Source organism: Curtobacterium sp. MCSS17_016, assembly GCF_003234255.2.
Classification (GTDB): domain Bacteria; phylum Actinomycetota; class Actinomycetes; order Actinomycetales; family Microbacteriaceae; genus Curtobacterium; species Curtobacterium flaccumfaciens.
Window position 1 is genome coordinate 1 of the sequence record NZ_CP126254.1, and the last position, 12,475, is coordinate 12,475.

Annotated in this window: 9 protein-coding genes and 2 tRNA genes; 10 read left to right on the forward strand and 1 reads right to left on the reverse strand. The window is 67.4% G+C overall.

Going from position 1 to position 12,475, the window contains the following annotated elements:
- The 10 genes from dnaA (at nucleotide 1) to DEJ19_RS00050 (ending at nucleotide 11,393) form a co-directional block, all read left to right on the forward strand.
- On the forward strand, nucleotides 1–1,455 hold the full coding sequence (dnaA, locus tag DEJ19_RS00005; RefSeq protein ID WP_071404155.1) for a chromosomal replication initiator protein DnaA: 1,455 nt from the start codon (nucleotides 1–3) through the stop codon (nucleotides 1,453–1,455).
- 407 nt (nucleotides 1,456–1,862) lie between these two features.
- Nucleotides 1,863–3,008 (forward strand): DNA polymerase III subunit beta, encoded by a 1,146-nt coding sequence (gene dnaN / locus DEJ19_RS00010; protein WP_111099689.1) that lies wholly within the window; start codon nucleotides 1,863–1,865, stop codon nucleotides 3,006–3,008.
- A 71-nt stretch (nucleotides 3,009–3,079) separates the two neighbouring features.
- The gene (gene gnd, locus DEJ19_RS00015; protein ID WP_110863683.1) at nucleotides 3,080–3,967 is read left to right on the forward strand and encodes a phosphogluconate dehydrogenase (NAD(+)-dependent, decarboxylating); all 888 of its coding nucleotides are present in this window, start codon (nucleotides 3,080–3,082) and stop codon (nucleotides 3,965–3,967) included.
- Nucleotides 3,968–3,998: 31 nt separating this feature from the next.
- The gene (recF, locus tag DEJ19_RS00020) at nucleotides 3,999–5,303 is read left to right on the forward strand and encodes a DNA replication/repair protein RecF (protein WP_111232549.1); all 1,305 of its coding nucleotides are present in this window, start codon (nucleotides 3,999–4,001) and stop codon (nucleotides 5,301–5,303) included.
- Nucleotides 5,303–5,803, forward strand: a complete 501-nt coding sequence (locus tag DEJ19_RS00025) for a DciA family protein (RefSeq protein WP_027466919.1) — start codon at nucleotides 5,303–5,305, stop codon at nucleotides 5,801–5,803. The genes recF and DEJ19_RS00025 overlap by 1 nt, the downstream gene beginning before the upstream one ends.
- 133 nt (nucleotides 5,804–5,936) lie before the next feature.
- On the forward strand, nucleotides 5,937–7,940 hold the full coding sequence (gyrB, locus tag DEJ19_RS00030) for a DNA topoisomerase (ATP-hydrolyzing) subunit B (RefSeq protein ID WP_071404134.1): 2,004 nt from the start codon (nucleotides 5,937–5,939) through the stop codon (nucleotides 7,938–7,940).
- A gap of 114 nt (nucleotides 7,941–8,054) precedes the next feature.
- Nucleotides 8,055–10,712 (forward strand): DNA gyrase subunit A, encoded by a 2,658-nt coding sequence (gyrA, locus tag DEJ19_RS00035; protein WP_071404135.1) that lies wholly within the window; start codon nucleotides 8,055–8,057, stop codon nucleotides 10,710–10,712.
- Complete coding sequence (locus DEJ19_RS00040) at nucleotides 10,705–11,112, forward strand: DUF3566 domain-containing protein (RefSeq protein ID WP_027466922.1); 408 nt, start codon at nucleotides 10,705–10,707, stop codon at nucleotides 11,110–11,112. Before gyrA ends, DEJ19_RS00040 begins: the two co-directional genes overlap by 8 nt.
- Before the next feature lie 75 nt (nucleotides 11,113–11,187).
- Nucleotides 11,188–11,264: transfer RNA gene (locus tag DEJ19_RS00045), tRNA-Ile, on the forward strand.
- Between the two features lie 56 nt (nucleotides 11,265–11,320).
- Nucleotides 11,321–11,393 (forward strand) — tRNA-Ala (locus tag DEJ19_RS00050).
- A gap of 459 nt (nucleotides 11,394–11,852) precedes the next feature.
- On the opposite strand, the gene DEJ19_RS00055 is transcribed toward DEJ19_RS00050, so the two are convergent.
- Nucleotides 11,853–12,428 (reverse strand): hypothetical protein, encoded by a 576-nt coding sequence (locus DEJ19_RS00055; RefSeq protein WP_051597033.1) that lies wholly within the window; start codon nucleotides 12,426–12,428, stop codon nucleotides 11,853–11,855.
- Nucleotides 12,429–12,475: the final 47 nt, after the last annotated feature.

Sequence of the window (12,475 nt, forward strand, 5' to 3'; positions counted from 1 at the left end):
ATGACGATGCCGGCCGACCCCGTCGAGGACCTCTGGTCATCCGTACTCGGACTCCTCGCCGAGGACCCCCGCATCACGCCGCAGCTCCACGGGTTCCTGAACCTGGTCGAGCCGAAGGGCGTGCTCGCCGGCACCCTGTACCTCGAGGTCCCGAACGACCTGACCCGGGGCATGCTCGAACAGCGCATCAGGATCCCGATCACCGAGGCGGTCGGTCGCATCGGTGACGACTCGGTCGCGAACTTCGCCATCACCGTCAACCCGGACATGGCGTCGGAGCCGCGGGTTGACCCGAACGTCCCCGAGTACGCCGAGCCCGTGCAGGAAGCCGTCGAGCAGAGTGCCGCACCGCGCCAGTACATCGAGGCGCCGTTCGTCCCGAGCCAGATCGACTCTCCCGGCACCAGCGGTCGGCCCGAGTCGCGACTCAACCCGAAGTACAACTTCGACAACTTCGTCATCGGCTCGTCGAACCGGTTCGCCCACGCGGCAGCGGTCGCCGTGGCTGAGGCACCGGCCAAGGCCTACAACCCGCTCTTCATCTACGGAGACTCCGGGCTGGGCAAGACCCACCTGCTCCACGCCATCGGGCACTACGCCGAGAGCCTCTACCCGGGGATCCGCGTCCGGTACGTGTCGAGCGAGGAGTTCACCAACGACTTCATCAACTCGATCGCGAACAACCGCTCGAACCAGTTCCAGCAGCGGTACCGCGACATCGACATCCTGCTGATCGACGACATCCAGTTCCTGCAGGGGAAGGACTCCACGCAGGAGGCCTTCTTCCACACGTTCAACACGCTGCACGACCACAACAAGCAGGTCGTCATCACGTCCGACGTCGCGCCGAAGCACCTGACCGGGTTCGAGGACCGGATGCGATCGCGCTTCGAGTGGGGCCTGATCACCGACGTGCAGGCGCCCGAGCTCGAGACGCGCATCGCGATCCTCCGCAAGAAGGCACAGTCCGACCACCTGCAGGTGCCCGACGACATCCTCGAGTTCATGGCGTCGAAGGTGTCGAGCAACATCCGCGAGCTCGAGGGCACCCTGATCCGGGTCACCGCGTTCGCGAGCCTGAACCGGACGGCCGTGGACATGGCCCTGGTGCAGACGGTCCTCAAGGACCTGATCACCCTCGACGAGGACAACGTCGTCGCGCCGACGGACATCATCAACCACACCGCGGAGTACTTCAAGCTCTCCGTCGACGACCTGTACGGGTCGTCCCGCTCCCAGGCGATCGCCACGGCACGACAGATCGCGATGTACCTGTGCCGTGAGCTGACGAGCCTGTCCCTGCCCAAGATCGGGCAGCTGTTCGGCAACCGCGACCACACCACCGTGATGTACGCGAACAAGAAGATCACCGAGCTGATGAAGGAGCGTCGGTCGATCTACAACCAGGTCACCGAGCTCACCAGCCGCATCAAGCAGGACCGCCGTTACCGCTGAGATCGGCCCGTTCCCGGCCCCATCCACCATCTGAGACGGTTCCATGGGCCGGACTTCTCACAGTGTGGATAGCCTGTGGATAACTGTGGAGGACACGCCGCCCGGTTGTACACAGGTGGGGGGTCACCTGTGGAGACTGGGGATGGAAGTGGATAGATGAGATTCATTCATCCCGTTAACGCTCACACACCGCTCACAAGTCACAACCGTGTAGTTCCCTACTGCGGAGCGGGATGCACAGGGTTATCCACAGTGTGCACAGGCGTTAACACCATTACTCCTGGTTAACGATCAATCTCTGCGGGACAACCTTGTGGACGGCGGGATGACAAGAAATCCGGCCCCCGTCCGCCTGTGCCAGAATGGGGCGGCCGGACAGTCCAAGCCGATCGACAGGGGTTCCAGCTGTGAAGTTCGAGGTCAACCGGGACGTCTTCTCCGAAGCCGTCTCCTTCGCAGTGAAGCTCCTCCCGCAGCGCACGACCCTCCCGATCCTGTCGGGCGTCCTGATCCACGCCGACGGAGATCGTCTGACGCTCTCGTCGTTCGACTACGAGGTGTCGGCGCAGACGTCCATCTCGGCCCAGATCGACGAGCCGGGCACGGTCCTGGTCTCCGGTCGACTGCTCAACGACATCGCGAGCCGGCTCCCGAACGCCCCCGTGTCGTTCACCACCGAGGACGCCAAGATCTCCGTCTCCTGCGGATCGGCGCACTTCACGCTGCTGTCCATGCCCGTCGAGGAGTACCCGACGCTGCCGGAGATCGGCCCGCAGACCGGTGTGATCCCCGGCGACGCGTTCTCCGAAGCGGTGTCCCAGGTCGCCGTCGCCGCCAGCCGCGACGACGTCACCCCCGTCATCACGGGCGTGCAGCTCGAGGTCGGCGACAACGACCTCTCCCTCATCGCCACGGACCGCTACCGCGTCGCCGTCCGCACCATCGCGTGGGACTCCGGCCGAATCGGCTCGGACCCCCTGCACGCACTGGTCCCGGCCCGCACCCTGCAGGAGGTCGGCCGCACGTTCGGTTCGGCGTCCACGGTGTCGGTCTCGATCAGCGGCAACTCCGACCGCGAGCTCATCGCGTTCCACGCCGACGACAAGACCGTGACGTCGTTGCTCATCAAGGGCAACTACCCGCCGGTCCGCCGGCTCTTCCCCGAGACCGTCAACGACCACGCGGTGATCAACACCGCGGAGCTCGTCGAGGCGGTCCGACGGGTCTCCCTCGTCCTGGAGCGCGAAGCGGCGCTCCGGTTCTCCTTCACGGTCGACGGGCTCACGCTCGAGGCGATCGGATCCGAACAAGCGCAGGCGTCAGAGTCGATCAGTGCGTTGTTGACCGGCGAGGAAACGGTGGTCTCGTTGAAGCCCGCCTTCCTCCTGGACGGACTGAACGCGGTGCACTCCGAGTTCGTCCGCATCTCCTTCACCAAGACGGAGAACCCCAACAAGCCGGGCCCGGTGCTGATCACCGGCCAGACTTCGCAAGAGGCCGCAGCGACCGATGGATACCGGTACCTGCTGCAGCCGAACCTGCTGCTGCGATAGGCGCAACAGGCAACCTGCGCTGGCGCACACCACCGGCAGCATCAGCGCGACGACGAACAGAAGAGGAAATCATGCACATCGGTCTTGTCGGCCTTGGTCGCATGGGCAACAACATGCGTGCCCGTCTCCGCAACGCAGGGATCGAGGTCACCGGGTACGACGCCAACCCCGCCGTCTCGGACGTCGCCGACCTCGGCGCCCTCGCCGCTGCCCTCCCGGAGGGCAAGCGTCTCGTGTGGGTCATGGTCCCACACGGCAAGATCACCGACGACGTGATCACCGACCTGGCCGGTGTCCTCGGCGAGGGCGACCTGGTCATCGACGGTGGCAACTCGAAGTGGCTGGACGACACCACGCACGCCGAGCAGCTCGCTGCGCGCGGCATCCGCTACATGGACGCCGGCGTCTCCGGTGGCGTCTGGGGCAAGGACAACGGCTACGGCCTCATGGTCGGCGGTGACGCCGCGGACGTCGAGTTCGCGATGCCCGTGTTCGACGCGCTGCGTCCCGAGGGTCCCCGTGAAGAGGGCTTCTCGCACGCCGGCCCGATCGGCGCCGGCCACTACGCGAAGATGGTCCACAACGGCATCGAGTACGCGATCATGCAGGCGTACGGCGAGGGCTACGAGCTCCTCGAGGCCAAGGACCTGATCACCGACGTCCCCGCCGTGTTCGCCGGCTGGCAGCGCGGAACGGTCGTCCGTTCCTGGCTGCTCGACCTGATGGTGCTCGCGCTGAACGAGGACCCGAAGCTCGACGAGCTCGAGGGCTACGTCGAGGACTCGGGTGAGGGCCGCTGGACGCTCGAAGAGGGCATCGAGCTCGCCGTGCCGATGCCGGCGCTCTCGGCGTCGATCTTCGCGCGCTTCGTCTCGCGTCAGGGCAGCGCCTCGCCGACGATGAAGGCCGTCGCGGCGCTCCGCAACCAGTTCGGCGGTCACGCCGTCAAGAAGTCCTAGGACTTCCCGGGGGAACCCGGACTCGGCCCGCGTGCACGTCGACCATCTCCAACTGACCGACTTCCGGAACTACCGGGAGGCGGACGTCGACCTCGCACGCGGGCCGAACCTGTTCGTCGGGCGCAACGGACAGGGCAAGACCAACCTGGTCGAGGCGATCGGGTACCTGTCCACCCTCGGCTCGCACCGCGTCCCCACCGACGCTGCTCTCGTCCGTCAGGGATGCGACGCCGCGATCGTCCGGGCACGGCTCGCCCACGAGGATCGCAGCATCCTCGCCGAGGTGCAGATCAACCGCACCGGTGCGAACCGCGCGCAGGTGAACCGCTCCGCGATCAAACCGCGCGAGCTGCCGCGCTACTGCACGAGTGTGCTCTTCGCCCCGGAGGACCTCGCCCTCGTGCGGGGCGAGCCGGCCGGGCGACGCCGGATGCTCGACGAGCTCCTCGGCCAGATCGCACCGCGGATGCAGGGTGTGCTCGCCGACTACGACCGCACGCTCCGGCAGCGGAACACCTTGCTCAAGTCAGCCCGTGCCACCGGCGCGAAGGCGAACGCCCTGTCGACGCTCGACGTCTGGGACGACCGGCTCGTCGGACTCGGCGCCGAGATCGTCGCGGCCCGTGACCACCTGACCCGGCGGCTCGCACCCTTCGTGGCCGAGGCCTACGCGACCGTCGCCGGCGAGCACCACGACGCCTCGATCACTGGTGTCCTGTCGATCCGTGGTGGCGACCCCGAGTCGGCGGCGGCCACCGATCCCGTCCTCGGGACCCCCGACGAGCCCGTCACGGTCGCGTCGGCTGCCGAAGCGTTCGCGGCCGCCCTCGAGCGCCGTCGCCGGGACGAACTCGACCGCGGGCTCACCCTCGTCGGACCGCATCGAGACGACGTTCTGTTCCAGCTCAACGGGTTACCAGCCCGCGGGTACGCGAGTCACGGCGAATCCTGGTCCTTCGCGCTGGCCATCCAGCTCGCGAGCGCCTCGATCCTGCGCGCCGAGTCGAACCTGGGTGACCCGATCATCATCCTCGACGACGTCTTCGCCGAACTCGACGAATCGCGGCGGGAACGGCTGGCGAACGCCGTCGCCGACTACGAGCAGGTGCTCATCACGGCCGCGGTGTTCAACGACGTGCCCCCGAAGCTGGCGGCGCACACCGTGCGGATCGAGGCGGGCACGATCGTGACCGACGAGGCGGACGCGACCCGGGCCTCCAGTCCGGCGACGGACGCGTCGGACGCGACGGACGCGACCGACGCGACGGAGCCGACGGACGCGGACAGCAAGACCGACCCGACCGACACCCCCACCCCCGCCGAAGCCGACGCCTGATGCCGAAGCCCCGCAAGCCCACCGAACCCTCGCAGGTGTACCGCCACCTGCGCGCGGTGTTCGGCGACCCGTCCAAGCGCGGCACCGATGCCCGCCGCCGCCGTGCCCGCGAGTTCGACGCCGACACCGTGCCGTACGGGCGCGGCCGCGAGCCGAAGGGCCTCGCGGACATCGTCGGTTCGCTCGCTCAGGAACTCGGTTGGACCGAACCCCTCGCCCGCTCCGAGCTCTTCGTGGACTGGCCGAGCGTCGTCGGCGAGGAGCTGGCGAAGCACTCCCGACCGGTCACCATCGAGGACGGCGCACTCGTCATCCGGTGCGACTCGACGGCCTGGGCGACCCAGCTCCGACTGATGCGTGCGACGGTCACGACGACCATCGCGGAACGGCACCCCGAAGCCGGGGTCGAGTCGATCAGGGTTTCCGGCCCGGACGCCCCCACGTGGAAACGCGGCCCCAGGACGGTCCAGGGGCGCGGTCCTCGCGACACCTACGGTTGAGGCGACGAAATCATCCTGGAGTGCCAGAAAAGCCCGTCTGCGGGGCAGATGAGCCCTCGAAAGAGGGGGCTCTGCGGTAGACTGGGAGGTGCAGTGCGCGGGCGTTCCGCGCGCAGGCAGGAGCACGCTCGACATGGCAGCAGAATCTGAAGACGACCGGCAGAACCCGCTCGGCGCGGAGACCCCGCAGAGCGAACCGTCCTACGGCGCAGACCAGATTCAGGTGCTCGAGGGGCTCGAGGCCGTCCGCAAGCGCCCGGGTATGTACATCGGTTCGACCGGCCCTCGCGGCCTGCACCACCTGGTCCAGGAGATCGTCGACAACTCCGTCGACGAAGCCCTCGCCGGGTACTGCGACACCATCGACGTGAGCATCCGTGAAGACGGTGGCGTCCGCGTCGTCGACAACGGCCGTGGCATCCCGGTCGACGTCCACGCGGCCGAGGGGGTCTCGACCCTGCAGGTCGTCCTCACCGTCCTGCACGCCGGCGGCAAGTTCGGCGGTGGCGGGTACGCCGTCTCCGGCGGTCTGCACGGCGTCGGTTCGTCCGTCGTGAACGCGCTGAGCTCCGAGCTCGACGTCGAGGTCCGTCGCCAGGGCCACGTCTGGCGCCAGAGCTACACCGACGGTGTCCCCGTCGCGCCCGTCTCCAAGGACGAAGAAACCGACGAGACCGGCACGACGATCACGTTCTGGCCGAACGCCGAGATCTTCGAGTCCGTCGTCTTCGACTACGAGACCCTGCGCACGCGGTTCCAGCAGATGGCCTTCCTGAACAAGGGCCTGCGGATCAACCTCCGCGACGAGCGCGCCCCGGAAGAAGGGGAAGAGGCCCGCAACGACACCTTCATGTACGAGCGTGGTCTCGCCGACTACGTCGAGTACATCAACGCGCAGAAGAAGGCCGACCTCGTCCACCCGGACGTCATCGGCTTCGAGTCCGAGGACCCGGAGCGCAAGATCGCGCTCGAGGTCGCGATGCAGTGGAACACCTCGTACCAGGAGAGCGTCCACACCTTCGCGAACACGATCAACACGCACGAGGGCGGCACCCACGAAGAGGGCTTCCGTGCCGCGCTCACGACCCTCGTCAACCGCTACGCGCGCGAGACGAAGATCATCAAGGAGAAGGACGACAACCTCACGGGTGACGACATCCGCGAAGGGCTGACGGCCGTCATCTCCGTGAAGCTCGGCGAGCCGCAGTTCGAGGGGCAGACGAAGACCAAGCTCGGCAACACCGAGGCGAAGTCGTTCGTGCAGCGCGTCGTCGGCACCGAGCTGACCCACTGGTTCGAGAGCAACCCGACGCAGGCACGCGACGTCGTCCGCAAGGCGATCCAGGCGTCGCAGGCGCGGCTCGCCGCCCGCAAGGCGCGCGAGACCACCCGCCGCAAGGGGCTGCTCGAGTCGGGCGGCATGCCCGGCAAGCTCAAGGACTGCCAGTCGAAGGACCCGACCGTGTCGGAGATCTTCATGGTCGAGGGCGACTCCGCCGGCGGTTCCGCCGTGCAGGGCCGCAACCCGATGACCCAGGCGATCCTGCCCCTGCGCGGCAAGATCCTGAACGTCGAGAAGGCCCGGCTCGACCGCGCCCTCGCCAACCAGGAGATCCAGTCGATGATCACGGCGTTCGGTGCCGGCATCGGTGAGGACTTCGACCCGGACAAGGCCCGGTACCACAAGATCGTGCTGATGGCCGATGCCGATGTCGACGGCCAGCACATCACCACGCTGCTGCTCACGCTGCTGTTCCGCTACATGCGTCCGCTCATCGAGCACGGCTACGTGTACCTGGCGCAGCCGCCGCTCTACCGCCTGAAGTGGTCGAACTCGGCGCACGAGTACGTGTTCAGCGACCGGGAGCGCGACGCCCTGATGCAGGCCGGCCTCGCAGCCGGCAAGCGGATCCCGAAGGACAACGGGATCCAGCGCTACAAGGGCCTCGGCGAGATGGACTACAAGGAGCTCTGGGACACCACCATGAACCCGGACACCCGCACGCTCCTGCAGGTCACGCTCGAGGACGCGGCTGCGGTCGACAGCACCTTCTCGACCCTGATGGGTGAGGACGTCGACGCACGTCGCCAGTTCATCCAGCAGAACGCCAAGGACGTCCGCTTCCTCGACATCTAACGGCCAGGAGGCGCGGCGTGAGCCGCGTCGACCAGTCCTGACCACCTGTGGTCGCGCCCGGTGCGACCAACGGAACCACAGCCTCCAGGCTGTCCAGAAAGGGAACGAAGCCACATGGCTGACGACAACGAGAACGGCGCCGACGAGCAGCCCGAGATCGTCCACGGCGACAGCGGGGACATCGTCGTCTCCGGTGACCGCATCTCGCAGGTCGACCTGCAGCTCGAGATGCAGCGCTCGTACCTCGACTACGCGATGTCGGTCATCGTCGGTCGTGCCCTGCCGGAGGTCCGCGACGGCCTCAAGCCGGTGCACCGCCGTGTGATCTACGCGATGTTCGACGGCGGCTACCGCCCGGACCGTGCGTTCTCGAAGTGCTCCCGCGTCGTCGGTGACGTCATGGGCCAGTTCCACCCGCACGGTGACTCGGCGATCTACGACGCCCTCGTCCGCCTGGTGCAGCCGTGGTCGCTCCGGTACCCGCTCGCGCTCGGCCAGGGCAACTTCGGTTCGCCGGGCAACGACGGCGCCGCCGCTCCGCGGTACACCGAGACGAAGATGGCGCCGCTCGCGCTCGAGATGGTCCGCGACATCGACGAGGACACCGTCGACTTCCAGGACAACTACGACGGCCGCACCCAGGAGCCGGCGATCCTGCCGGCCCGGTTCCCGAACCTGCTCGTCAACGGCTCGGTCGGCATCGCGGTCGGCATGGCCACGAACATCCCGCCGCACAACCTGCGCGAGGTGGCCGAGGGTGCGAAGTGGGCGCTCGACAACCCCGACGCCACCCGTGAAGAGCTGCTCGCCGCGCTCATGCAGCGCATCAAGGGCCCGGACTTCCCGACGGGTGCGCAGGTGCTCGGTACCAAGGGCATCCAGGACGCTTACCGCACCGGCCGTGGCTCGATCACGATGCGGGCCGTGGTCTCGGTGGAGGAGATCCAGGGTCGCACCTGCCTCGTCGTCACCGAGCTGCCATACCAGGTCAACCCGGACAACCTGGCGATCAAGATCGCCGAGCTGGTCAAGGACGGCAAGCTCGCCGGTGTCGCCGACATCCGTGACGAGACCTCCGGCCGTACCGGGCAGCGCCTGGTCATCGTGCTGAAGCGTGACGCGGTCGCCAAGGTCGTGCTGAACAACCTGTACAAGCACACCCAGCTGCAGGAGAACTTCGGCGCGAACATGCTCGCGATCGTCGACGGGGTGCCCCGCACTCTGCCGCTCGACGGCTTCATCTCGGCGTGGGTCGCCCACCAGGTCGACGTCATCGTCCGCCGCACGCAGTTCCGGCTGCGCGAGGCCGAGAAGCGCGCCCACATCCTGCGCGGCTACCTCGCTGCGCTCGATGCCCTCGACGAGGTCATCGCGCTCATCCGTCGCTCGCCCGACGTCGAAGAGGCCCGCACCGGCCTCATGGACCTGCTGTCCGTCGACGAGATCCAGGCGCGCGCGATCCTCGAGCTGCAGCTCCGTCGTCTCGCCGCCCTCGAACGTCAGAAGATCCACGACGAGGCCGAGGAGCTCGAGCGCAAGATCGCCGACTTCCAGGACATCCTCGGGTCGGAGAGCCGCCAGCGCTCGATCATCCGCGACGAGTTGAGCGAGATCGTCGACCGCTTCGGCGACGACCGCCGTACCGAGATCATGTTCGGCTACGACGGCGACATGTCGATGGAAGACCTGATCCCTGAAGAGGAGATGGTCGTCACCATCACCCGCGGTGGCTACGTCAAGCGCACGCGCAGCGACCAGTACCGCTCGCAGCACCGTGGCGGCCGAGGTGTCCGCGGGGCCCAGCTTCGCGCCGACGACATCGTCGAGCACTTCTTCGTCACGACGACGCACCACTGGCTCCTGTTCCTCACCGACCAGGGCCGGGTCTACCGCGCCAAGGCGTACGAGCTGCAGGAGGCCGGCCGCGACGCGAAGGGCCAGCACGTCGCGAACCTGCTCGCGATGCAGCCCGACGAGCAGATCCAGCAGGTGCTCGACATCCGCGACTACGAGGTCGCGCAGTACCTCGTCCTCGCGACCGAGCACGGCCTGGTGAAGAAGACCGCGCTCACCGAGTACGACACGAACCGCACCGGCGGCATCATCGCGATCAACCTGCGCGACGGCGACAAGCTCCGGCAGGCGCTGCTCGTCGACGAGCACGACGACCTGCTCCTGGTGTCCCGCCAGGGCATGTCGCTCCGGTTCACGGCGACGAACGACACCCTGCGTCCGATGGGTCGCTCGACCTCGGGTGTGAAGGGCATGTCCTTCCGCGACGGCGACTCGCTGCTCGCGGCCCGCGTCGTCTCCGACGACGGCTTCGTCTGGGTGATGACCGAGGGCGGCTACGCCAAGCGCACCGCGGTCGACCAGTACCGGGTGCAGGGCCGTGGTGGTCTGGGCATCAAGGTGGCCAAGTTGGCGCTCGACCGAGGCGATCTTGTGGGCGCTCTCATCGTCGGCGAGGACGACGAGGTGCTCGTCGTGCTGCAATCGGGCAAGGTGGTAAGGTCTGCCGTGGCCGAGGTCCCTGCCAAGGGCCGTGACACGATGGGCGTCGTCTTCGCGAGGTTCGCGGAGAACGACCGGATCATCGCGGTGGCCCGGAACACCGAGCGGAACCTGGACGACCAGGACGACGCCGAGATCGAGCCCGCGGGCCCGGTGGAGACGGTCAGCCCTGCCGAAGCGGCCCCGGATTCCACTGATCCCATCGACACCGAGCCCGTCGCAGACGAGGCCGGAGAGGACCAGTCAAGCAATGAGTAGTGTCGCCGAGAAGCTCCAGAAGAAGGCGAAGCGACCCGTCGGCACCCGCCAGGTGCGGTTGCGACTGGTCTACGTCGACTTCTGGTCGATGGTGAAGCTGAGCTTCCTCATCGCCCTGGCCGGCAGCATCGTGATCGTGGTCGCCACGGCACTGGTGTGGGTCATCCTCAACCAGACGGGTGTGTTCACCCAGGTCGACGCCCTGTTGAAGGACGTCACCGGGCAGAACAGTTACTCGATCATGGACCAGTTCTCGCTGGGCCAGGTCCTCGGGTTCTCCATCGTCGTGGGCATCCTCAACGTGGTCGTCGGCACCGTGCTCGGCGCCATCGTGAGCGTGCTCTACAACCTCAGTGTTCGGATCACGGGCGGTCTGCTCGTGGGCTTCACGAACAACTGACACACCCGGGCCGGATGGGCCCACTGCTCGATTTCGTTCCGGCGGCATCGTACGGTAGGCTTTCATCCGGTCTGAGGGGCTATAGCTCAGGCGGTTAGAGCGCTTCGCTGATAACGAAGAGGTCCAAGGTTCAAGTCCTTGTAGCCCCACCAGTTCTCCGGAACAGCACGACAATCCCATCCTGTCGCCGATCACCTCGGTGGCACTCGGGGCCTTAGCTCAGTTGGTAGAGCGCCTGCTTTGCAAGCAGGATGTCGGGAGTTCGATTCTCCCAGGCTCCACTCGCATCAGCCCCTGGTTGCCGACTCCGTCGTCTTCCCAGGGGCTTCGTTCTGTGCCCATGCGCGCCGCCGCCCCTGCGGCGCGATCGTCGCGGGCGGCTCGGTCGTCGTGCTGGTCTGCGTGCCTTCGGCGACGCGCCGCTCCGCGATGGCTGGGACCTCCACTCGCCGTGCGGCCGGCATCTTCTCGAGTGGTCAGGACATGCCGCGTGTGGTTCGCCGAGGTCGCCGGAACTGTCGTCTGCGCGTCCTCCGCACGACAGGTTGCGACCTCTCGGCGGCGTCACCGGGGCGTGTTGCGTGAGCGCATGGCGGACGGGAGGCGCGGGGCCAGGCCGGTGGGTGCCTCCGGGTCGGTGGGTGGGAGCGTTCACGGCACGCGGTGCGCAGGTTCAGCGCGTGCCCGGGAACGACGAAGGGCCCCGGCAGCAGCCGGGGCCCTTCGTACGAACCGGGAGGTCAGGCGGCGGGCTTCTCCGCCGTGTCAGCGTCGTCGGCGACCCACAGGTCGTCGTCGGCGCGGAGCGTCTGGTACGCGGCGTACGCAGCACCGGCGACGGCGACGACGCCGACGATGATGAGTGCGACTCCGCCGAAGCCGAGACCCTTCTTCTGCTGCGACGGGACGTACTTCGCGGCAGCCTTCTTCGCGCTCTTGCTCTTCTTCTGCGCGTTCTTCACGATCTTCTTGACCCGGGGGTCCTTCGCGAGGTCGGTCACGCTCAGCACCGAGCCAGCGGTCGAGACGAGTCCGGGGACCACCTCGGACTGGAACTTGTGCGAAGCGCTCTGCGCTGCCGAGGTGGCAGCGTGCACGCCGGTGGCGAACGCGGGACGGATCCCGTTGTCGATCGCGTTCTGCACGCGGGGTGCGATGTCCTTGCGAGCTGCGTCCGCGGCGTTCGACCGGGCCTCAGCCAGGATCGCGTTCGCGTGCTCGAGGACCTTGCGCTGCTCGCCGAGGAGCGAGGCGGTCTGGCCCTTGAGCTTCTTGATCTGCTTCCGACGCTTTCGCGGGATCTCGATCGTCGTCATCTGGTACCTCCATCGGATCGGCGTGACCCCATCCTGCCACCACACTG

What these genes read in the sequence shown, in the direction of transcription:
- DEJ19_RS00025 (WP_027466919.1), top strand. Translation starts at nt 5,303, where the DNA reads ATGCCGAAGCCCCGCAAGCCCACCGAACCCTCGCAGGTGTACCGCCAC.
- gyrA (WP_071404135.1), top strand. Translation starts at nt 8,055, where the DNA reads ATGGCTGACGACAACGAGAACGGCGCCGACGAGCAGCCCGAGATCGTC.
- DEJ19_RS00055 (WP_051597033.1), bottom strand. Translation starts at nt 12,428, where the DNA reads ATGACGACGATCGAGATCCCGCGAAAGCGTCGGAAGCAGATCAAGAAG.
- dnaA (WP_071404155.1), top strand. Translation starts at nt 1, where the DNA reads ATGACGATGCCGGCCGACCCCGTCGAGGACCTCTGGTCATCCGTACTC.
- gyrB (WP_071404134.1), top strand. Translation starts at nt 5,937, where the DNA reads ATGGCAGCAGAATCTGAAGACGACCGGCAGAACCCGCTCGGCGCGGAG.
- gnd (WP_110863683.1), top strand. Translation starts at nt 3,080, where the DNA reads ATGCACATCGGTCTTGTCGGCCTTGGTCGCATGGGCAACAACATGCGT.
- DEJ19_RS00040 (WP_027466922.1), top strand. Translation starts at nt 10,705, where the DNA reads ATGAGTAGTGTCGCCGAGAAGCTCCAGAAGAAGGCGAAGCGACCCGTC.